General features: G+C 39.9%; 17 protein-coding genes. 12 read left to right on the forward strand and 5 right to left on the reverse strand.

The genetic code is table 11. The features are described 5' to 3' along the window. Window positions 1-4: 4 nt before the first annotated feature. The 5 genes from R2S08_RS02800 to R2S08_RS02820 form a co-directional block, all read right to left on the reverse strand. Entirely contained in the window at window positions 5-2,755 is a 2,751-nt protein-coding gene (locus tag R2S08_RS02800) for an alpha/beta hydrolase family protein (protein ID WP_316833771.1), read from the reverse strand. 165 nt (window positions 2,756-2,920) lie between these two features. Next, window positions 2,921-4,249: a group II intron reverse transcriptase/maturase gene (ltrA, locus tag R2S08_RS02805; RefSeq protein WP_316833772.1), complete on the reverse strand. Its 1,329-nt coding sequence runs from the start codon at window positions 4,247-4,249 to the stop codon at window positions 2,921-2,923. A 459-nt stretch (window positions 4,250-4,708) separates the two neighbouring features. Further along, window positions 4,709-6,169, reverse strand: a complete 1,461-nt coding sequence (locus R2S08_RS02810) for a RagB/SusD family nutrient uptake outer membrane protein (RefSeq protein WP_316833773.1) — start codon at window positions 6,167-6,169, stop codon at window positions 4,709-4,711. A 26-nt stretch (window positions 6,170-6,195) separates the two neighbouring features. Next, window positions 6,196-9,492 (reverse strand): SusC/RagA family TonB-linked outer membrane protein, encoded by a 3,297-nt coding sequence (locus R2S08_RS02815; RefSeq protein WP_316833774.1) that lies wholly within the window; start codon window positions 9,490-9,492, stop codon window positions 6,196-6,198. Between the two features lie 292 nt (window positions 9,493-9,784). Then, entirely contained in the window at window positions 9,785-10,936 is a 1,152-nt protein-coding gene (locus tag R2S08_RS02820) for a FecR family protein (RefSeq protein WP_316833775.1), read from the reverse strand. A gap of 217 nt (window positions 10,937-11,153) precedes the next feature. Here R2S08_RS02820 and R2S08_RS02825 point away from each other — a divergent pair, with 217 nt between their 5' ends. The 12 genes from R2S08_RS02825 (at window position 11,154) to R2S08_RS02880 (ending at window position 23,965) form a co-directional block, all read left to right on the forward strand. After that, window positions 11,154-12,155 (forward strand): hypothetical protein, encoded by a 1,002-nt coding sequence (locus R2S08_RS02825; protein ID WP_316833776.1) that lies wholly within the window; start codon window positions 11,154-11,156, stop codon window positions 12,153-12,155. 133 nt (window positions 12,156-12,288) lie between these two features. After that, entirely contained in the window at window positions 12,289-12,474 is a 186-nt protein-coding gene (locus R2S08_RS02830) for a hypothetical protein (RefSeq protein WP_316833777.1), read from the forward strand. 340 nt (window positions 12,475-12,814) lie between these two features. Further along, entirely contained in the window at window positions 12,815-13,003 is a 189-nt protein-coding gene (locus R2S08_RS02835) for a hypothetical protein (protein WP_316833778.1), read from the forward strand. Window positions 13,004-13,133: 130 nt separating this feature from the next. Continuing rightward, window positions 13,134-13,379: a hypothetical protein gene (locus tag R2S08_RS02840; RefSeq protein WP_316833779.1), complete on the forward strand. Its 246-nt coding sequence runs from the start codon at window positions 13,134-13,136 to the stop codon at window positions 13,377-13,379. Window positions 13,380-13,642: 263 nt separating this feature from the next. After that, window positions 13,643-14,185 (forward strand): hypothetical protein, encoded by a 543-nt coding sequence (locus tag R2S08_RS02845; protein ID WP_316833780.1) that lies wholly within the window; start codon window positions 13,643-13,645, stop codon window positions 14,183-14,185. A 97-nt stretch (window positions 14,186-14,282) separates the two neighbouring features. Then, complete coding sequence (locus R2S08_RS02850) at window positions 14,283-14,627, forward strand: hypothetical protein (RefSeq protein WP_316833781.1); 345 nt, start codon at window positions 14,283-14,285, stop codon at window positions 14,625-14,627. After that, on the forward strand, window positions 14,627-15,520 hold the full coding sequence (locus R2S08_RS02855) for a zeta toxin family protein (protein ID WP_316833782.1): 894 nt from the start codon (window positions 14,627-14,629) through the stop codon (window positions 15,518-15,520). Before R2S08_RS02850 ends, R2S08_RS02855 begins: the two co-directional genes overlap by 1 nt. Window positions 15,521-16,012: 492 nt before the next feature. Continuing rightward, window positions 16,013-16,564, forward strand: a complete 552-nt coding sequence (locus tag R2S08_RS02860; RefSeq protein ID WP_316833783.1) for an RNA polymerase sigma-70 factor — start codon at window positions 16,013-16,015, stop codon at window positions 16,562-16,564. Between the two features lie 103 nt (window positions 16,565-16,667). Then, the gene (locus tag R2S08_RS02865; RefSeq protein ID WP_316833784.1) at window positions 16,668-17,654 is read left to right on the forward strand and encodes a FecR family protein; all 987 of its coding nucleotides are present in this window, start codon (window positions 16,668-16,670) and stop codon (window positions 17,652-17,654) included. A gap of 64 nt (window positions 17,655-17,718) precedes the next feature. Beyond that, on the forward strand, window positions 17,719-21,114 hold the full coding sequence (locus R2S08_RS02870) for a TonB-dependent receptor (protein WP_316833785.1): 3,396 nt from the start codon (window positions 17,719-17,721) through the stop codon (window positions 21,112-21,114). Between the two features lie 9 nt (window positions 21,115-21,123). After that, window positions 21,124-22,965, forward strand: a complete 1,842-nt coding sequence (locus R2S08_RS02875) for a RagB/SusD family nutrient uptake outer membrane protein (protein WP_316833786.1) — start codon at window positions 21,124-21,126, stop codon at window positions 22,963-22,965. 19 nt (window positions 22,966-22,984) lie between these two features. After that, window positions 22,985-23,965, forward strand: coding sequence for a discoidin domain-containing protein (locus tag R2S08_RS02880; protein ID WP_316833787.1), 981 nt, complete (start codon window positions 22,985-22,987; stop codon window positions 23,963-23,965). Window positions 23,966-23,968 lie beyond the last annotated feature (3 nt).

Here is a 23,968-nt window from a genome sequence, read left to right on the forward strand (position 1 = left end):
TTATTTATTTCAGTGTGATCGTAACAGGTTTTCTGGTCATTAATGAATCTACTTTCTTTTGCTCTATTGGAGACAATAACCCCGACCCAGGAGTCCTGCCTGTATCATCAAGTTTGAAGCTATCATTAATACCTTCTTTCGATGGCCGAATTCCATCCAACATCCAAAATGGTGCGGGTTTATCTTTCAGATAATGATCAAAGAACTGCATCATTCGGGTACTAAGGTCCTTTACTTCATCTTTGTCCGAAAGCCCGTGATTTCCTTTAGGATAAACTAACATCCACGTCTTCTTACCCAATCGCCTCAATCCCATAAAAAGCTCTATTTCATTGATAAAAGGACATCCATCATCTATTTTAGTGTGCATAATTAAAAAAGGGGTGGTCACTTTATCTGCCTGAAAAATTGGTGAGTTTTTGATGTAGACTTCTGGTCTTTCCCAAAGACTTCCTCCCATCCTAAGTTGGCCGTTTTCGTGAAAATCTTGCCAATTATATATACCACGATCACCAAGACTTCCATAATTACTTACCAAATCAGCAAGCCCAGAAGAACTTTCAGCAGCAGCAAATAAATTCGTATGCGTTACCAGGTAATTGGTTTGTAATCCTCCAAAACTACAGCCCTGAATTCCCATTTTTTTTGCATTAACAAATGACAAGGTTGAAACATAATTAGCTGCAGAAATTACTGCATCATAGGTACCTTGCATAGCATCACCTACTTTATAATAGATATCTGGAGTAAACACCAAGTATCCATTACTTACATAAGTTGGTATATCAATATTGCAACCATTACATAATAACGTAGGGGTGATAAATGCATTCAATCCATCTGATTTACGTTCATAATAATGAAAGATAATAGGATATTTTTTGTTTGGGTCAAAATTCTCTGGCTTATATAGTATACCCTTTAAAGTTCTTCCATCCAATGATTTCCAAGTATGCAATTCTGTAGTATACCAATTGTATTTTCTCTGCGGCTGCAAATCACTCAACCTAGTAAAAGTTTTAAAGTCTTTAGTGCTGAAATAATTTGGAGCATCAGTTGTACTCATTCTTCGAACAACATACATATTTGATTTCATTGCCTTAATTGGCGAGAAATCAGAATCGTCCGGAACGTAACCAACAATATTTGTTTGATACAAATAGGCTCCCATATGTAAAAGTTCAGGATCTCCTGCTTTATCCAATTGTTTCACGAAAAAGCCATTGCTTTTATTCTCGTTGTTAAAAGCAGTTAGATATAGTTTTTCATTCTTATTGAGTATATTTCCTTTAAATAAGTCAAATGCATAATTAAAAATGACATTATTCTTTTGACCGTACCCATTAGTTAGATTAACAGCTTTTTGTTTATCTAACGGATCTATTTTCCAGATATCATATCGATCATAAATGAATACAGATTCATCGTTTTCTAGCCAAATAAGGGAAGTTATTCCTCGGGCGCCTTTTGAATCATCTCTATCATTATGATCAATACCAATCCATGATACATTAAGACCTTTCGTCAAATTTCGAACTGTTTTAGTAGAAATCTCATAGCTAAAATAATTCTGTTTGGTTGTATCAAAGAAGATGATATATTTTCCACATGGTGAGAGTTGAACTAAGAATGGTTTTAAATTGTCTAAAAAATTTAATTTTTTTCTGTTGCCATTCTTTACTGAAACCAAATCCCAGGTCCATTTATAAGTCATACTCCAACGATCACCTATAATAGGATTTTGTATTAAAGCTATTGTATCGCTCACACCTTCAGATGTTGGAAACTGAAGGCCTGCAAATGTTTGGTGTTGCAATCGTATCATATTTCGATCTGCAATATTAATGACGGCGAGGTAGGTCTGATCACCGACTTCCGTTTTCTGTTCACTTTGCAGGACTGTATCTGTATAGCTCCATAATTCAACAACTTTTTTTGACTGTGGCTTTGAATTCCCCTTTTTCGTTAACGAAGCGAATATACGTTCCCCATCTTTGCTAAAAGAACTAAGATATCCTAAGTCTAGTCCTTCCTCTATATTCTTTGGATTTTTCCCGATAATACAAACTGCCTGAGAGGAACCCATCTTGTAATACCAGACCGAATCTCCAGTTTTAAAAGCCAGCTGCTGATGCTTTACATCAAGAATTAGATTTTCGGGTTTATTCCCCTCCCATATTTTACAGACCTTACCGTTAGCTATATCTGCAATATTTACAGATTGCTTCTGATCATTCCCATTAATTGATTTGAATAAAACCAGTACATCTTTATCAAAACTCCAGCTATCCACATTAGCAAATATTCTTTCTTTATTAGTTTTCAAATTCTTTAAAACTAAGTCCTTTGAATTAAGTCTAGAGGGATAAAACAGATATTCCGCTCCTTTACTCTCCTTAAGATTGTACCATAAGGTATTTGGAATATATTGAATTTGATCAGTTCCGAGCGTAAGCATCCCCATACTATCTTTCTTAGTATTAAATAAGAAATATTTATCACTAAGAATCCCTGAGTTCTCGATCAATCCTCCTTTAAATTCCTTTTTCCATTTCCCATCTGTAGATTGGACCACGAAAGTTCTACTTCCTACTGGTATATTGTTAATATTGTAAAATACATACTGTCCATTTTTACTAATTATTGGTCCTCCTAAGGAAGGCCAAGTTTTATAAGCTGTAGAATCCATCACTGGTTTCTGCGCAAACAGACTGTTTACACAGAAAAACAAAATCATTGTTAAAAAAAGTCTCATTATTATTTAATTGTTAAGTAAACCCAGGCATTTCAGCCTGAGATTCTCATAGATCCGTACGTGATGGTCTCCCATCATACGGCTCTTATTATCCAACCATTGACTTCGTGTCAAGCATCCCGCGTGCGAAGGTTGGACTTGGATTTCTCTGTTATTTCCCATTTCTTAAAAAGGTTTTGAGCCGAACTCCCAATGCGGAAATAAGGCTGGTTGTCTAACTGATATTCCCTTTAGCCACATGATGGCTTTTAGCAAGCTCGTTCGGAGCTTCTTGTACTTGCGACGTGCCCAGCGGGCAATCATTCGATTTACGCTCTGCATAAAGTCCTTTAATTCTGTTCGGTAAAACTTACCGTAGTAATTGATCCAGCCTCTCAAAACAGGATTGATTGCTTTCGCTATATCCTCAATCTGTGCATCTGATGCCCGAAGGATCGTCCAGCTTTTCATCTTCTCAGTCATAGACTGTTTCGATTTCCTGCTCACTGCTGGCAGCCAGTTGCTGAAAGTCTCCTTACGACCACTGTGTTGAGCTTGTCTTGGCCTGAATGTATGGCCAAGAAAGTCGAACTCACCGTAGGGTTCAAACTTCCTTCTTCTGTTGCTGTCCTTGCAGTACACGATCTTCGTTTTCTCAGAATGCATTTCCAAACCACATTCCTGCATTCTTTCTGCTAATAATTGCAGTACTCTTTCAGCCTTTGGCCTACTTGCGCAATGGATCACACTGTCATCTGCGTAACGCTCAAACGGGCAGTCAGGATGGTTCCTGCTTAGCCACACATCCATGACGTAGTGCAAGTAAAGGTTAGCCAATAATGGCCCGATTACCGATCCTTGCGGAACGCCTTTCGTTCTTGCCACTATGGTTCCATCCTCCAATTGCAACGGTGCAACTAACCATCTCTCGATGTAGAGCAGCACCCATTTGGTGTCGGTGTGCTTCCTTACGGCTTTCATCAGCAACTCATGCGGAATGTTGTCAAAGTAGCCACGGATATCCATGTCTATCACCCAGTCAAATTTCCAGCAACGCTTACGGGCTTGCTCGATTGCCTGATGGGCTGATTTGTTTGGACGGTAACCGTAACTGTCTTCATGGAAGATCTTCTCCATATCTTTTTCCAGCAGGTCTTTTACTACGGTCTGACCCACTCGGTCTACTATAGTAGGAATGCCCAGTGGCCTTTTACCGCCACCTTTCTTCGGGATTTCAACCAACTTCACCGCACAGGGCATGTAACTGCCAGAACTCATCTGGTTCCACAGCTTATACAGATGGTTTGCTTTGTCTAGCTCAAAGTCTTGTAAACTCATCTGATCCACGCCTCCGCTTCCTTTGTTCGCTTTCACCTTGTTGTAAGCATTCATTACTTCTAGTTTTCCAATTGTAAATGGTTTTGTTTTCTTCATTTCTGTACCTCCTGCTGTTAGGCAGTTTCCTTCTATGTTTTCTAAAACTTGAATAATACTCCCCCTTCCCTCCACCTCCATTACAGAGCCTTCAATAGTACTACGAAGAGTTCCGCCCCCGTGAAGCGCATCGGTACTTTCCCTCTTGCTGGCTCTCCGGCTTGAGGTTTTCCCTTAGCATCGCTACGACAGGTTCGCACGTTCCGCATTAAAGCCTGTGTTTAGATCACGCCGTCTATATGCCGGATGCCATAAGGCCAGTAAACAGGTAACTTCCTTACTTATCCCGGGTAGCTACTGGTTCCCGGTTCTGACATCGTCCAATCCTTTCGACACCTCTTCGATCGGTTCGCTTGCGCTCGTCTTCTTAACACTTACCTGGCAACTCTTACGATGCCTTTTCCACTAACGCTCGCCACCGTGGTTCTTTACCACAGCAACTTAGTGGTGGTTTGGCTTCGGCACCTGTATGCCGAGCCGAGGGGCCTGCCCTCATCTTTAAAACAGCATTGCTTGTTTCACAACTAGCATTCGTGCCACTCAATAGCCTATAGTTTGTGCTAAATTTGGATTGCTTTGTAATTCGTAAGTGTTAATTGGATAGTACTGCTGGTAACTTTTCCATACGCCTCCGTTACTTTTCTTCGGCGTAACTTTAGACATTACCTCATCTATCTTATTTGTTCGTTTTAGATCTAACCAGCGGTGTCCCCATTCTATAAATAACTCTACTCGTTTTTCTTTTAGAATTAGGTTGATTAAATCTTCTTGAGAGATATTCGGATTGATATCCTTAACCAAAGGCAACCCAGCCCTGTTCCTGATCTGATCAACATCAGAAATCGCATCGGTTCGATTACCTAACTGTGCTCTGGATTCCGCACGGATCAAATACAATTCAGCCAAACGCATTACCGTACTATACTCTGTAACAGGAACATCTGTTAAAGATGACCTTTTTACCTTGTATTTATATGGATAATAATAGGTTGTACCATTTGCATTTACGCTACCTATCCAGTTAACTTTCCGCCGGTCACCTTTTTCAAAATCTTTAAGTAATTCGCTGCTCAAATAAACTGGGCTATAACCTGACGGCCCTTCCGGTTGTATCGCAAACCACTGCGCTTCTTGTGTATTAAAACCGAGTTGAGTAGGTTGTAATTGCCAAATAGCCTCTCTGTTGTTCTTCAAAAACACTTTATCAAGCGATTCTAATTGAAACTCTGAAGTATTTGCTAAAACCACAGAAGCCTGTATATCTGCATTTGTCCATTGCTCCATAAACAAATAAGTTCTGGCCAAAAGAGCCGTTGCTGCCCATTTATTCGGTCTCACGCGTTCTTCCGAACCGATTGGATAAGATGTTTTTCCATCACCACTTAAGTAACTGTCGCTTAAAAGGTTTTGCGCTGCTTTCAAATCTGTTACAATTTGATTGTAAACATCTGCTTTTGCTGATCTTTTAATCACCGCATTGATCGTATAATCTGTACTCGTTACCAATGGTACATCACCATACAAATTCACCAGGTAGAAATAATAGAAGGCACGCATAAAATGAGCCTCTCCCGTTAAATATTGCTTTACAATAGTAGTGAGTCCAGTAGAGGATTCGAGTCCTTCCAAGGCTGCATTTACAACGTAGAGTCTTTGATAAGTAGTGCCCCAAAAACCGCTATATATATTTTGTGAATTAAGGGAATTTTGATAATAAACAGCCAAAGTCGAGTATCCTGCTCCTGAATAATAATCAAGCTCATCTGCTGATAAGCCAGCAATACCAGATAGACCGCTAAGTTCTTGCGGATCTAACGGGCTGCCCTTACTTAAATTTACATATAAGGAAGTAATTGCTCCGACAGCTGTGGCGTCATTATTGTAAACATTCTTTGAGCTGACACTAGTAGCTGGGCCATCTATTTCTACCAGTTTCTTACAATTGCTAAGTAGAAAACTGGCAAATATTAAAGTCCAAATGAATATTCTTTTACAAATCATATCTTTATTTTTAGATTGGAAAACATTTATAAGGTAACTTTTAGACCGATGGTAACTACTCTCAAAGGAGGAAGTGTTGCCGAGCTTTTTGTTTCGGGATCCAGTCCTTTATATTTTGTGAAAGTCCATAGATTTTGGCCTTGTACAAATAAGCTACAATTTTGTAAATGTGCACGCTTATCCCAGTTTTCAGGCAATTTCCAGGAAAGAGAAACATTCTTCAAACGTATATAAGAAGCCTCAGTCCACGCTGCATCACTTTCATTCAATATTTCAAGTGCTTGGGTTACGTCAGCTCTATTGGTTGTAAATCTCTGTATGGCGGATATATCTCCAGGTTTCTTCCACCTATCCAACAGAGATGCCAATTGATTTCCATAAGAATAACCTTGGCCTTGACCTGGGGATCCAACTCCAAATGCAGAATTTTGGCCAATCTGTTTGACAAAAGAGAATAAAAAATCTAACTGAAAACCTTTATATGAAAATGAATTCTGAACCCCACCGTAAAACTTAGGCGCAAGATCAAGTAAAACGGTCGCATCTAAAGCTGGGTCAGGCGTAGATGTTGGATTTCCATTATGATCTCCAAATTGATAAATTCCAGTTGTAGGGTCCACACCTAAAAAATGATAGACGTAGATTGCACTCACCGGCTCCCCAACTATTTTAGTTGATGAAAATCTTTGATCTGGAGAGTAATTTAGCCTTGATTTAGTTGTTGACCAATTTATACTGGTTGACCATTTGAAATCTTTAGTTTGTAGATTCGTACTCGTTATGGTAAAATCCCATCCTGAATTTCTAACCTTATCTAATTTATTTTGATCTATAGAAAAAAAACCTGTAGTTATTGGAAGAGCATAAGCACTTAGTTGATTCGAGGAATGGTTGATATAGTAATTCGCATTTAACAGTATTCTGTCTTTCAAAAATCCTAAGTCCAATCCAAATTGTAATTTCCGTGTTTCCTCCCATTCCAGATATGGATTGGTTAAACGGTTCGGTTTATAAGCGACAACCCCCTGATAAGGTATCTCCTGTTGAAGAGGATCATATAAACTCAGAAACCGATAATCCCCAATCTGATCATTACCAGTTATTCCATAACTCGCCTTTAGCTTTCCAAAACTTAAAACACTAAAATGATCTTTAATTAGCGATTCATTAGAAAAGATCCAGGCACCACCAATGGCAGCAAAATTATGAAATTGACTTTCAGGCCCAAAACGCGAACTTCCGTCTCTTCTACCTGTTAAATTTATGACGTACTTATCCTCCCAATTATAATTGATCCGACCAAATATGGCATTGTACTTATAAACAGAATTAATTGAAGACATTGCACTAATACTTGTCGCAGAAAGTATATCATCCATCACCAGATCATTACTAAAGCCAGATGCTACAATTCCTGATCCTAAACTGTTATTCTTGGAAATTGTAGTACCCAAAAGTACATCTAGCTTCCCATTACTTATATTTTGAGTATAAGTTAATTGTGGTTCGATAGACCAGGAACTAATATCGTTATTTATAAAAAAAGTTCCCCTTGAACTGTAAGGAGCCAATTCAGGAATCCGAGATTGAAGAAGAATCTTATTAGTTATATTAGTATTTAGTTTATTATATCCAAATACACTCTTAATTTCCAAACCAGGTAAAATCTGATAACTCAAAGTCATGTTGCTCATCAAATTCGATGTTTTATTTAGAAAACTATCGAACATATACCCTATTGGATTACTACTAAAAGTTGTGTTTGCCGATGCATCAGGTGCCCAATTGATACTACCATCAGCTTTATAAAGAGCTGGTGCGACAGGCGGCAATTTCATTGCATCTGAGGTTAAATCGTAATCTGGCAATTGATTGTTATCAAACAAATAACTCCCCGAAAACTGAATTTTAAATTTATGATTTGCGGAAGTATTATTGATGCTAAAACGCACAGATGTTTTGTTATCCGTATAATGACCTGGAAAAACCGTGGTTTCCCGATGATGACCTGCACCTACAAAAAAATTAGTTCGGTCGTTTCCTCCGGATACAGAAGCGTTCAAGTCCTGATAGGTCGCAGTTCTTCCAATCAATTCCTTTTGCCAGTCTGTATAACGGGAAGTATCCCAATTGCCATTTACGTCGCTGTCCGCATACGGTCCTGGATCAGGGGCGGCGATGCCATCATTTCGTAAAGCTTCTTTCCTCATTTCAAGGTATTGTTGTGAATTCATCAAATCAAGCTTTCTCGGCACCTTCGCCCACCCAGATTGAAGGTTCAGATTTACTCTCGTATCACCTGCTTTTCCTTTTTTAGTAGTAATCAATATTGCCCCATTTGCCGCACGAGAACCATAAATTGCCGTTGCATCCGCATCTTTTAATACATCTATACTTTCAATGTCAGATGGATTTATGAAACTTAGTGGACTTCCGAAAGTGCTGGCACCTGACATTCCCTGTACAGGTAATATTCCGTTACCCAAAGACAACAATTGCGAAGTGAAAGGAATTCCATCAATCACATACAAAGGATCATTCCCATTATTCCGACTATTCTGTCCCTGTATCCTAACCTTCACCCCAGTCCCGGCAAAACCAGTTGCCTGCTCTATAAACAATCCGGGCACCCTGCCCTGCAAAGCAAGCAGCGGGTTATTCACCGGCTGCTTTTCTATCACATCTGCCTTTATCGTCGTCACATTTCCTGTACTTAGCCTCTGTGTAGTCGTTCCGTATGCTATCACCTGAATCTCATCCAATTTTGACAAGCTCTGCTCCAGTACGATATTTCCAAGATTCGCACTGGCAAGTACTTCCTTTGGCAAGTATCCAATGAAAGAAATTACCAGCACAGCGCCCTCTTCCACCCCTCTTAAAAAAAACCTTCCCTTCTCATCCGTACTCACGGCCTTACCTGTCGCTTTCACCTTCACGCTCGCGCCAGGAAGCGGACGATTCTCCGAATCCACCACCCTGCCAGAAGCGTCAATGCTATTAAGGGCGGCAACCACCCTCTCCAGAAAGGTTTTTTCTTTCAGTTGCACAAAAACCGTCTTATCCACAATCTTATACGAAAGCGGCAAGCCTTTTAAACAAGTTTCCAATGCTTCATCTATATCCGCATCTTTTAATTTGACGCTGATCTTCGCTTGTTTCAGGTCATAATCCTTAGAAAAAAAGACATAACCAGTCTGCTTCTTTATGTTTTCCAATACTTCTTTCAATGAAGTATTGTTTTTATCTATATTAATCTTCTGACCGTATCCTGCTGCACTCACCTGCATAAGGAAACTGATCATGAGTACTATGATTAATTTCATAATCAATAGAATTTTAGGAGGTAGCCACTTAAAGGGCATACCTAGGTTAAAAGTATATTTATCCATACCTTTACTTGGGTTTTAGTTAACACATAAACGAATCGCAATTTTGTTTATCCCTGCCTTTGGCTGGGAATGGGTCAGCTTAAACCTATGCCGGTTATCGTGGTCGCACACTTTACCGGCTTCTTTGTTTAAAATTGACCCTGGTTAATTAACCCGGATGTTTAGTTCTTCTGTTCATTTTGGTTGGTTTTGTCGGTTAGTATATAGTTGATAACATAGGTTGGTTCTAATGGGTAATAATGATCTTTTTGCCTTCTATTTTAAACTTTACGCCTGTAAAGCCTAAACCATCCAGCACTTTAGAAGCGGTCATATTGCGGTAAACCTCTCCCGTAAAGGTTCCTGCAGGTATCTGAGCAGGATATACGATGTCCACATCGTACCACCGCGCAATTTGCCGCATTACAGTAGGTAGATCCGCGTTTTCAAAACGGAACAAGCCATTTTTCCAGGCAACAGTCTCCTCAAGATCCGCAGGAACAACTTTAATCTTGCCTCCGGCAAGGATAGACTGCTGGCCGGGTTTGAGAATCGCGTCGTTCACTTTTACACTACCCTCAAGTAGCGTTGTTTTAATATTCGGTTCATCCGCATAACTATTGATGTTAAAGTGAGTTCCCAACACTTCCACATCCTGTTTAAGAGTTTTAACATGAAAAGGATGGCTTTTGTCCTTAGCAATCTCGAAGTAGGCTTCGCCGCTTAAAGTAACCTCCCGTTGCCCACGCCCAATAAAGGAAACCGGATAAATCAATTTAGAGGCGGCATTGAGCCATACTTTAGATCCGTCAGGGAGTCGGACCTGATACTGACCTCCTTTCGGAGTTTCGATTGTGTTAAGAGCATTCGAATAGCTAGTCCGGGATCCTGAACTAAATTCAGGATGACGTGGAGCATAAACCACTTTCCCATCCGCAGTTTTTGTAATTTCTACACCAGCTTCTTTAGCAATGGCACCGTTCGCCGCATCAGTTAAGGATACGCGTTTACCATTGGATAAAATCAGGTAAGCTTTGTTAGAACCTGGGTTAAGGTCGTGACCAACGAGTCCGAGATCCTGAAATGAATTCAGGATGACGTGGCGGCTGGAGTTAATGTAAAAGAAAACACCCAATCCCACAACTAAAAGAACAGCCGCAGCCGCAGCAATCCGAGGCCATAACTTAACAGATCTGCCCATTCCAGCATTTCCTTTAACCTCATCCGGTAACCCAGCCCACATTTCCACACCAATCTGATCAAAATCAGTCACAGACAAGCCAGAAGCCTCATCAATAGCAAACTGGCTATACCAATCCTCCACCAACTCCCGCTCCCCATCCGAACACAAGCCCGAATTATATTTTAAGATCAATGCTTTAGCTTCTTCTTTTGTCATAACATAACGAGGTTTTATCTCCCCCAATTAATACCATAAAGAACAACTCAGGCCAAAGGGGTACAAGGATTGAAAATATTTTTTATTTTTTTTCGAACCAGGAACCAAACCACTTCATTCAATACAATATCACCAACCACTATTTCTTTAAATTAAATATAATGATTTTTCAGGTTAAAATTTTTTATTTAAAAATACTACATCTACATTAGCATAGATGAGACGAGCAGAAAAACAAAATAGTAAACCAGCATTGAACATTGCAGCCCCAAAAACAGGCCCGCAAAAAACAGAAAACAAGCCACTCAAAAAAAAGAACGACATCTTTTTCAAAAGTGCATTCGAAGATTATTTCTCCGACATGCTGCGCTTTCTATACAAAGACGCCGATCAAATTTTCGACCTGGAAAAGCCCATCAGCTTCATGGACAAAGAACTCCTGGAGATCTCCCCAGACCGCAAGAAAAGAGGAGGCACCCGCAACGCAGACATGCTAGCTAGAATACATTTGTGTAACGGGATGCACGAACTTTTCCTCCTCCATGTAGAAATACAAACCGAAACCAACGCTAAATTCCCTCAAAGAGTACTAACGTACTGGTACAGATTAACTGACCGCTATAACCTTCCTATTGTATCTCATACCATATTTACTGGAAAACCAGACCAACTACAGCCAGACAAATATTACTATAAAATGCTGGGAACGGAACTTTCTTTCAAGCACAATACCTACCAAATCTTCCAGCATACAGAAGAAGAGCTCCTGCAGTTCGACAATCCTTTTGCGTTGGTTGTCTTAGTAGCACAAAAAGAACTCTTCAGAAAACAACTAGGTGAATTAGAATTACACAATACCAAAATAAAAATTATAGAAAAATTAACCGACAATGGAAACTATACACAACAAAGCATCACCAGATTCTTGCTTTTCTTAGAAAACATGTTACACATTGAAAACAAAGAATTAAATCTTAAATTTGAAGAACGTTTAAAAAACCTAACAGGAGAGCAAATCACCATGGGAATTATAGAAACAGAAAAAATGCTGAATATTGAAGAGGGAATTGAAATTGGTCAACTCGCAAAACAAGAAAAGGTAGTAACAAACCTAATTCTCCAATTAGGCCTATCAGATGCCCAAGCTGCTAAAGTTGCAGATGCTCCTCTTTCCTTTGTAAGGAAAATCCGCAGACAGCTAGAAAAGGGCATCAATTAAAAGCCTTCCTTTAACCACGAAATCCGGTCTGCACCCAAGAAAATATGTTTTCAAGATCGAACATCAGGACCTGAAGCTCTTCGCGGAAGGTTCAGAGAGATCTGAAAACATATTTTCCCCACATAAAATCACTATGGGAATTATAGAAACAGAAAAAATGCTGAATATCGAACAAGGAATCGAGATTGGCAACGAAAATTTTGTAAAAAAACTAATCTCAAAATTAGACTTTACAGATAAACAAGCAGCAGATTTTGCAGAAGTTTCGCTTACTTTCGTAAAAAAAATCCGCAGCCAGTTAAAAGAAAGCAGCAATTAAAAATATATGCTTCCCCTGTAAGCGTTGCATAATAAAAAAGGCCGAATCATATGATTTGGCCTTTTTATTATGTAACCATAACCTCTATGCCTTTCATTCTCTCCATCAAAATTTTGGCAAACCCTCCAATATTATCATAAAAATATCAAATATTAATTTTTAAACAAACATCAACACCTTTAATTATTAAACATACCTTTACAGAAATAACTAACAACAAAATCATTAAACAATGGAAACATCTATCAACACAGAAATAATTAATGATTTTTTTGTCCGGGGTTGGATTTAAGAATCAAAGACGAAACATGCCATTATTAAACAACAATTTCAACAAGCTATGCAATCAGTAAGCACATTTTTTAAAGAAGAAAAAGATTTCCTTTACAAAAAAGGAAAACAAAAAGCACAGGCAAAAGCCCTTGAAGAAAAAAAAGAAATAGCCCGTGAACTCAAAAATATAGGTTTGACTATAGAATTCATTTCTAAAGCCGTTAAACTTACCATCAAAGAAATTGAAGCCTTATAACCTCAACCAAATACACGAAATCCGGTCTGCACCCAAGAAAATATGTTTTCAAGATCGAACCTTAGGGCCTGAAGCTCTTCGCGGAAGGTCCAGAGAGATCTGAAAACATATTTTCCCAACATAAATCACTATGGGAATTATAGAAACAGAAAAAATGCTGAATATCGAAGAAGGCAAAACAATTGGCAAAATCGAAGGAATCGAGATTGGAAAAGCAAAAGGAATCGAGATTGGGAAATCGCAAGTAAAAGAACATTTTGTAACCAACTTAATCGCCACCTTTGGATTTTCAAATGAACAGGCAGCTAAAGCCGTAGATGCCCCAATTTCCTTCGTAAGGAAAATCCGTCGCCAATTAGAAAAGAGTATCAATTAAAAATATATACGCTTTCGCAGTAAGCGTTACATAATAAAAAGGCCAAATTGTATGATTTGGCCTTTTTATTATTTGCCCTATACCAATAAATCATCTTCCCCTCACGGCATACCCCCTATGCCTTTCATTCTCTCCGTCAAAATTTTGGCAAACCCTTCAAAATTATCATAAAAATATCAAATATTAATTTTTGAATAAATATTGAAACCTTTAATTATTAAACATACCTTTACAACATTAACTAACAACAAAATCATTAAACAATGGGAATATTTATAAACACAGAAATAATTACTGAATTCTTTGCCTGGGTTGAAGATGTAAGAATCCAGGACGAAACATCACTGGAAAAATTTGTACATGAATTGGTAGATAACCCATCCTCATTCAACTTCAAAAAAACTGATGGAAAATACATTTGGACATTAAAACCAGAAATCTTAGAAAAGAATTTAAAGCCTTTTTTAGAGCAATACTATAGCGATATGTATGGAATAGAATATACCTCAAATGAAGATTGTAAGGAAGCACTGTCATTGTTAGATTCTAAACCAACAAAGTCGCAGCTCAACAAATATCTTGAAGAAAACGGCAACCCAGCATTTAGCAGCGGTATTGATTACCGTTATGATCTCAAAATAGAATCGGAAAGGGTAACATTTATTTATAGCACAATTTCATTAAGTAATGAAGGAAAAATCAGCTATGAAGAATTCGATCAGCATTTGTATTTTTTCCAGAATGCCATTCGAAAAACCTATCAGAATAGTCCACTGGGAGGTGGATTAGTTATAGAGATATATTAACACATACCATCAAATAGAAACAATCTTAGAAGAGCAAACCACTATGATAAGTTATAGAAATAGAAATTTTGTATATTTGCATGAATACTGCAATAATATGGCACCCGATTTAGAGACACCAAACTCAGATGGCACGACAATTCGCGAAGAGAATAAAAGCAGCAAAACCAACATGGGAGAAAACCCAATTACCTTTAGCGGTTCTGCATTAGATTGGTATAAACTAACGGAAACTAGTCGTCATGTATTGAGTCAGGTGGTCAATGGAAGTATCAAGGAACAGCTTGAGGAATTACATAAACCAAATCCGGATCTAAACAGAATTAAGGAATTAGAAGAAATTTCGCTGCAAGCTTCTAAATTAAGCCGGGATTCAAAGAATTTCAAATCCAAAGAACGTATGCTAAAGATCATTGCGAACTATAGCAACTTTCTTTTCTAATGGATCAAGAGCTTAAAAAACTCAAACAACAGTATCTTTTAGCACCTGAAAAGGTCAATGAAATTTCGGAACGAATAATTCACAATAATACTTTAGGTATTACGTCAGTAAAAGATCCGCATGTAATCATACTTGGTGGCCAACCAGGTTCAGGTAAGGGCGAGCTTATCACCCAAGCTCAAGATGTTTTAGGAATTAATACTGTAACATGCAATGCTGATGATTACAGAGATCAGCATCCACTGTATCAAGAGATCAAGTCAAAGCACGAGAAATATTATCCTGATATTACAGCAGATTATTCATTAGTCTGGAATGACAGGCTTAGAAAACACTGTGAAGATAATGACTTTAACTACATTCTGGAGACTACTTTTTCTTCAGGTGATCGGATGAATGATACCATTCATAGTATGAAAAATATAGGATATACTGTTTCTGTGATGCTATTGTCCGTTCATCATAATCTTAGCTTTCTAGGTACACGACTACGTTATGAAGCCATGCGCGCTCAAAGTGGTTACGGCAGATTGGTAAGTAAACATCAACATGATCTCAGGTATAATGCCATTATGGATACGCTCGAACGTGTATTTACAGCTAAAGCTTATGATAACATCTATATTTATGCCCGCGCAGGTAGAAAAAAACTGAAAGGCACGAGTGTTGGTTTAAGAATGCTTAGTAAAAATGGAGAAAATCCATTACAGGATTATATGGATGAGCGCGGAAAACATTGGTCGGAAAATGATCTCCGCTTTTTTACCAGTGATATATTACAACTTATAAAGCAAATGATCTGGCGTGGCGCAGGCAACGATGAACTAAAAGAAATCTTTGAAGTATTTGATCTCGAAAAAGTTGAAGACTTACTTGCTCCTGAACTCTCCTAGGAGAGCCTTAAGGTATCTAGGCTTTTCAAAATTCTTTAACCACGAAATCCGGTCTGCACCCAAGAAAATATGTTTTCAAGATCGAACCTCAGGGCCTGAAGCTCTTCGCGGAAGGTCCAGAGAGATCTGAAAACATATTTTCACCCCCCCCCTCGCACTCAATATCCAGCTAAAAGATTTAACGCAAACGTTTGTCTGAACAACCCGAACATCCTTATTTTTCCTTAAAAACCCCCAATTCCGTCCCCCATTTCCAACCCAAAATCAAAAACCAACCAAATTCCAGCAACAAACCCAAACCAAAAACCCCAAAACGCCCAACATCCACATCCTGCATTCCCCTTAAACCACAAAAATTCTTCTTTTAGCTAACAAAAATCCAATTTCAGCCTCACTCCATAACACCAACTCAAACGTTTGTGCTTAATCTTTTCATTTTATTTTTGGATTCAGTGGCTAGTTTAGTTTTCAATCGGGCTAACCTAAAACCAAATGATGATGGATACCAAACATCTAACCGAAACAGATGTGCACGATCTTTTTATCGCACACTACGCCAAATTGGTTCACTATGCAACAAAGTTTGTTTCTCAAGAGCAGGCCAAAGATTTAGTACAAGACGTATTCCTTCAGTTGCTAAAAAAATGCGGCACCCTCACCATTGCCGGAAAGCTCGAACATTACGTTTATAAAGCCATCAAGAACAAATACCTCGATTACGTAAAGTCTCAAAATGTCCACGGAAAATATGTAGATCAGATCCTCCGCCTCAATTTAGAGGAGTTGAGCTATTACGATCCCTCAAACCATCAGAGTTTACTATTGAATGAAGATGAAGCTGCCTTATTTAAAGCACTGGACAGCCTGCCAGATAAATGCCGTGAAATTCTTATCTCAAAATTCATTTACGGTAAAAAAACCATTCAAATCTCAGAAGAGTTTAACATCTCTCCACGAACAGTAGAAACCCATGTGTACAAAGGGATGAAGCAGTTAAAGCTTGCCCTGCGTAACGTCAGCATGCTTTTCAACTTCCTCCTGTAAAAAACAATATCGTTCTGCACCTTTCCAGGTGATTAAAAAAAAATTTCTCTGATCAGTACGTAGTTTTTAAAAGCTCGTCGTCTTCCTGGTATAAAACACAAAAATGAAGCAGGACGAAGCAATATACACACTCATACTAAAATACATTGAAGGAAAGGCCAGTGAGGAAGAAACGGCTGAATTTCTGCAATGGATAGATCAGAGCCCGGAAAATAAAATCCTGTATTTTAAAATCAAAGATGCTGTAGAAGCCCTCTCAAAAAACGAAAGTCAGGTATCGGCCGATCCACAAGTATGGGCAAGCATCACCGAAAAATACAACAGAGAAGAAAAAACAGATAAAAAAGGGATAAAATTTCCAAAACTATGGAGGTATGCCGCTGCAGTAATACTCCTGGCCGGTGCAGCCCTGTTGTATTCCAGGCATAATAACTCAACATGGATCACCGTTCAGGTGGCGAAGAATGAGGCCATGAAAAAGGTGCTCCTGCCCGATCATTCACAGGTCTGGTTAAAGCCTGGGAGTTCCATTCATTACCCTTCAAATTTTGAACAGGTAAGCCGGATCATCGATTTAAAGGGCGATGGCTTTTTTGAGGTTGCCAAGCAATTGGATACCCATGGAAACAGGAAAGCTTTTACCATTAAAACTGCCGCATTGAGCATCAGCGTATTAGGAACCTCCTTTAATGTACAGCAACACGGAGAGGAAGAAGGTGTTGTGGTCAACACGGGCGTAGTCAGGGTGGAAAGTAAAAATCAGGTAACCACCTTACATCCGGGCAACAAGGCTTTGTTTAAAAATAAACAGTTAATCTCTTCAAAAGTGAACGCCAGCCTCTATAAAGGCTGGATGACCGGAAACTATGAATTTAACGATACCAGCATTGAAGAAATACGGGAATTACTGGAGCTCACCTATAACGTTACCGTAAAAATTGACCAGCCAGAACAATTTAAAAACATCCGACTGTCGGGTAGAGTAATGGCCAAAACAGAGCAGGAATTCCTGGAACTGCTCAAACCAATGTTATCGGCTTCTATTATCAAACAGCAAAATACCATTACGATAAAACCAAACCGCCTATGATGAAACGCATGAATTAAAAAAACGCTTTCCGACAAACAAAAAAAATCCAACCAAAACCAACTAAATGAAGATAAGACCTTTACTCTTAGTAATAGGAATGGTATCCCTATGGCTAAACAATAGCTATGCAGGTACTACATTCCAGAAAATGCCGGCATTGGCAGACGGCAACTATGCGCACCAGACTGCCCCGGCGAAAAAAAATCACCCTGCACGTTTAAACTTTAAAGATGCAGTAGAGGTGCTGTTCAATAAATATCAGATGAATGTGGTGAGTAACCAGCCTGAAGTAAACAGCCTGCAGATCGATGCAGCCCTATTGAACACGCCAAAAGACCAGATCGAAACGGCCATCAGGAACTTTTTATCAAAATCGAATTACGAATTCAAAAAAGTTTCTGCAAATCAATTTATGATTTCAAAAAAAGAAACGGTAAAACCTGTTCAGGAAAAAGAAAAAAGATTCTATAAAGTTTCCGGTACGGTGAAAGATGAGCTTTCAAAACCAATACCGGGCGTATCGGTACACGTGGCCGGTACCAGCAAAACAACTTCAACCAACGATAATGGTAAATATTCTATTGATGTAGAACCGACCGACAATTTAGAATTTTCTTTTATTGGTTACAAAAAACAATCCGTTCCCGTAAGAAACAAGGTTGACATCAATATTACCTTAGAACCTGAAGATGGAAGTTTACAGGAAATTGCGATTGTTGCCTATGGAAAACAGAAGAAAACCAGCCTCGTTGGTGCGCAGGTCACCATAAAGCCTGAGGAATTAAAACTTCCTGTCCGGGATCTTTCCTCCGCCATTGCCGGCCGTATGGCAGGTGTGGTGGCCTATACCAGAAGTGGCGCTCCGGGAGCCGATGCAACATCTATTTTTATCCGGGGTATTGGAACATTTGCTTCCAGCCCACAAGCCCCACTTTTAGTGGTAGACGGTGTACCAGACAGGAGCATCAACAACATCGATCCGGAAGATGTGGAAAGTTTTACGATCTTAAAAGACGCGGCCTCCACAGCCATTTACGGTACCCGTGGTGCCAATGGTGTCATCATCATCAACACGAAAAAGGGTAAATCCGGTAAACCTCAAATTAACGCTGAACTGAACCAGGCCATCAATAAATTTACAGACCTGCCTAAATTCATTGATGGGCCCAATTTTATGCAGCTGTATAATGAAGGCTTAACCATGCGTGGTAGAACCCCTTTGTACACCCAGACACAGATCGATAAAACAGCAAGTGGAGTCGATCCGGATTTATACCCTAATGTAAACTGGTACGATGTCTTATTTAATAAATATGGACAGAATAAACGGGCAACACTAAACGTGAACGGCGGTTCCGAGAGTTCTACCTATTACATTTCTGTAGGGTATTTTGGAGAAACCGGTTTATTTAAAACAGATGATATCCAGAGCTACGATGCCAAATTATCCTACGACAGGTTCAATTTTACCAGTAATGTGGATGTCAATGTAACCAAAACCACCAAACTGGCTTTGGGAATTAACGGCTATGTAGGCACCAGGAACCAGCCCAATTACGGCACTGACGAAATTTTTGCGCTCGCAACCGCATCAGCTCCACACGTGATACCTGCGCGTTATTCCAACGGACAATGGCCGCAGCTGGCGGGTACTTTATTTAGTCCTTACATGGCACTTACCCAATCGGGTATCACCAATAACTCGACCAGTACGATCCGTTCCAACATAAAAGCTACGCAAGATTTAAGCATGATCGTAAAAGGCTTAAACTTTTCCACCATGTTTGCTTTTGATTTAAACAATTACATCAATTATACCCGTGCCCGCGTATTGCAAACCTATTGGGCAACCGGACGCGATGCCAACGGAAATTTAATTACTCAAATTACCACACCAGGCACAAACGATCTGGCTTTCGGCACATCCCGATATGGCGATAAAAGGTTTTATACAGAAAGTTCCTTAAACTACTCTAATAAATTTGGCGATCACGATATTGGCGGATTGTTATTATTTAACCAGTCAAATTATACCGATGCCACAGCAAATGTTGAAAATTACGGATATAAAGCCGCCATTCCTTACCGTCAGCGAAATTTTAACGGCCGGGTAAGTTATGGCTATAAAGACAGATACTTTGCCGAGGTAAGTGCCTCTTATTCGGGTTCCGATGCCTTTATTCCCAGCAGAAGATATGGTTTTTTCCCGGCCATAGGTGCAGGCTGGATTGTATCTAATGAGAAATGGTTTGAGCCGCTTAAAGATGTGGTTTCTTATTTTAAACTCCGCTACAGTTACGGTGCATCCGGAAATGCGGCAGTGAACAATGCCAATTTCAGATTCCTTTACCTCACCACCTTAGGTTCTTCAGGATCCTATTCTTTTGGCGAACCAGGCTCCATACAAAACGGAACTGGCTATAACGAATCGCGTATCGGCGGAGATGTTAAATGGGAAAGTTCTTACCGCAACAACCTGGGTATAGAATTGAACTTTTTAAAGAACGACCTGCAATTAATCGTAGAGCTGTTCAAAGAAAGACGTGAAGGCATATTGCTGCCGAATTATGTTATCCCTTATAACTCCGGTTTTACCCTTGGCAATATCCCTTATAACAACATCGGTAAAACGAACAACAAGGGGATCGATCTGACCTTGAATTATACCAAGAACTTTAGAAACGAGAGCTTTTTCAGTTTTAGAGGAACCTTTAATTACAATAAAAACCTTGCGCTTTATGATGGTCAGCCGCCCTGGAGATACGATTATCTAAACCGTATCGGACAGCCCATCAGCCAAAGATTTGGATATATCGCCATGGGTTTATTCAAAAGTCAGGAAGAGATTGATAACGCCGCGGTACAATCTGGCGATGTCAGAGTGGGAGACATCCGCTATAAAGACTTAAATGGCGACGGCATCATCAACAGTAATGACCAAACCGCTATTGGTTATGGCGCTACACCACGCATTATTTACGGATTAAACTTTGGCGGCGGTTTTAAGGGATTCGATATTGCCTTATTTTTCCAGGGAGCAGCCTTAGTTGATTTCAATTATGCAAGTGGTTTTGGTACCACTCCATTCTCTCAAGGCTCCAGCTATGGCAACATGTATACTCAGATACTGGACAGATGGACACCCGACAATCCAAATCCACGACCTTTTTATCCACGTTTATCAACCAATCAGGATGCCACTACAAATTACTATACCAGCACCTGGTGGATCCAGAGAGCCGATTATCTTCGTTTGAAAAGTGCGGAGCTTGGTTATACGCTCAAAGGAGAATGGATGAAGAAAGCAGCCATTAAGAAAATCAGGATTTTCACGAACGGAACCAATCTGCTTACATTTTCGAAGTGGAAGTTCTGGGATCCGGAACTTGGCGATGGCCGGGGTGCTACCTATCCGAACATCACCACTTACAATTTAGGTCTACGTGTTAATTTTCAATAGTAAGAAACCATGAAAACGATTAAGATAAAACTAACGGTACTGACTGCATTATGCCTGGTGCTCCTGCTTCCAACCAGTTGTAAAAAAGGGTTCTTTGATTCAGTTCCTGATAACCTGGTTACCGTTGACGGGGTATTTCAAAACAGGGCACAAACAGAAAAATGGTTAACCGGTTTATATGCATCCATTCCGGATCCCTGGGATATGCCTTATAATTATACCAGCGCAATTACCTGTGATGAAATGGATGCCAGCAACTGGACCAACCCCGCTTTAAACAGTGGTGCGATCAATGCGGACGCGAATCCTTCCGGTCAAAATGCGTATTATGAAAAAATAAGGCTTTGCACCATTTTCTTAGAAAACGTGGACCACAATGAAGAGATAAAAGCATTGGTAAATGGTACTGACCTGATCAAACAATATAAAGGCGAAGCACAGTTTTTAAGAGCCTATTATTACTGGTTGCTTATGAAACAAGTAGGCCCTGTGGTCATTTCACCTCTAAAATCAGCCACTCCCGGTGATAATTTTCAAATTCCAAGAAGCTCCTGGGACGAATGCGTAGCTTTTGTTTTGGCTCAGATTACGGAAGCAGAGAGTAATTTACCGCTCAACAATTACATCACCGGAAGTACGACCGATCTGGACGTGACCAAAGCAGGCCGCATCAATAAGATCATTGTAGGTGCGGTAAGATCCCAGATCTTATTGTACCATGCCAGTCCTTTATTTAACGGAAATACAGAACTATCCGACTTTAGAAACCTGGATGGCAAACAACTCTTCAATCAAACGTACAATGCGGCAAGATGGAAAAATGCAGCCGATGCCTCCAAAGCAGCTATTGATCTAGCCGAAGCCAATGGAAAATCCTTGTACAAAGCCACTGATGCCAATGCCTTTAAAGCCGCATTCTTATCCTGCAGAGATTTATTCTGGAATGGCTGGAAAGCAGAAGGTATATGGCTGAGATCTTCTACTGCCATCTCAGGCTCCTGGGAATCTTCAGCAAGCCCACGCTCTACCCAGGGAACTGCTTATAACGGACTTGGTGTTGTACAAAGCCTGGTGGATGATTTCCGCATGGCCGATGGATCAAATATCAATTCGAGCGCAGCGTATAAAGAAAACACCTACACTTCTTCAGCCACCGATTATTATGTAGCAGGTACCAATACGATGTACACCAACCGCGAGCCCCGTTTTTATGCCGATGTGACTTTTAATGGAGCCGTAAACCCAGGGATAGCAAAAACCGGCGCGAATAATGCCAGAGTGGAGTTCTTTAATTCAGGAACATCGGGCAAAGCTGGTGCACCCCGCGACTGGCCGAAAACAGGTTACACCGCCAGAAAAAACATCCATCCAACTTTTAGCATGAGCCCTTCGGTTACAGTTTCAAGACCGGCAATGTTGATCAGGCTGGCAGAATTGTACTTAAACTATGCCGAGGCCTTAAATGAGAGTGATCCTGGACATCCGGATGTATTGAAATACTTGAATTTAGTGCGGAGCAGGGCCGGTTTACCTGCCCTAACCAGCGATCTAGGACAATCGGATCTACGTACGCAAATCAGGTTAGAAAGAAGGATAGAATTGTGTTACGAAGGCTCACACAGATTTTATGACGTTCGCCGCTGGAAGATCCCAAATCAACCCGGATCAAATCAAGGCGGGGCTTTTTATGGGATGAATATGGATGCAGGTACCAGTTTATCCGATCCAAATTTCCATGTGCGTACTGTCGCCTTTACCAGAGCCGCATGGCAGCGTAAATTCTATTTCCTTCCTTACGGACAGAACGAGATGGACAGAAACAAACAACTCGTTCAATTTCCTGGATACTAACCCTTTAATATAAAACTCCATGTATATTAAAAATATAAAGAACAGCTTTTTAATTTGGCCGGCATTCCTTTTAGCCTTCTCGGCTTGTAAAAAGAAGACTTCCTATTCAGAAGAAACAGATTCAAAATTAAATGCAGCGATTTTTGTTGCCAGAGCAAATACAGGTTTGCAGAATTTGAACATCTTCCCTTACTCAGATGATGCCAGAACATTTAAATTTAACGCACAATACGGTGCCTTAGGCTTACCCGCCAACGCTATAAATGTAACTTTTGAAGTAGACAACCGTGCTTTTGACAGTTTGAATGTGATCCGGCAAAACAACGGATTGGCTTTATACGAAAAATTCCCCGCCGATGCTTACACGCTGGACAATTTAAATGTAAGTATCCCTCAAGGAGACGTGTCTTCTAATTTTGTAACCTTAAAATATTTCTCCAGAAAATTTGATTCCGCTAAAGATTATCTGCTGCCCATCAGCATCAAAAATGCTTCTGGTTATGCCATTAATCCAACAGTAAAAACAGTTTTAATTGTGGCACCCAAACTTACTGAAACCCTGGCTTCAAAAACCGGCTGGACGGCTACCGCCGATACGGAGGAGTTAACAGGTGAAGGTGCGGTAAATGGCAGGGCCGGAGCGGCAGTTGATGGCGACATCAGCACTTACTGGCATTCCATGTGGTCGGGTTCTGAACCTCCTTATCCACATTGGCTGATCATTGACATGAAAAAGGAGAATTTTGTTACCCGGATTGATCTTGCACCGAGACAAAACAACAGCAATGGTTTTATCCGGTTTGATCTGGAGGGCAGCACCGATAACAGCAATTGGGTATCTTTAGGAAAGAATCTGACCATGGACCCTGTTGTAAAAACATTTCAGCGCTATCCGATCAGCCCGGCATCCTACAGGTACATCAGAATTACCATGCTGGAGGCAAAAACCGCTGCTGCAAAATCTACCCACCTGGCCGAAGTGAACGTCTATAAATACTAAGCA

Origin of the sequence: Pedobacter nutrimenti (assembly GCF_032678445.1) — a bacterium.
GTDB lineage: Bacteria > Bacteroidota > Bacteroidia > Sphingobacteriales > Sphingobacteriaceae > Pedobacter > Pedobacter nutrimenti_A.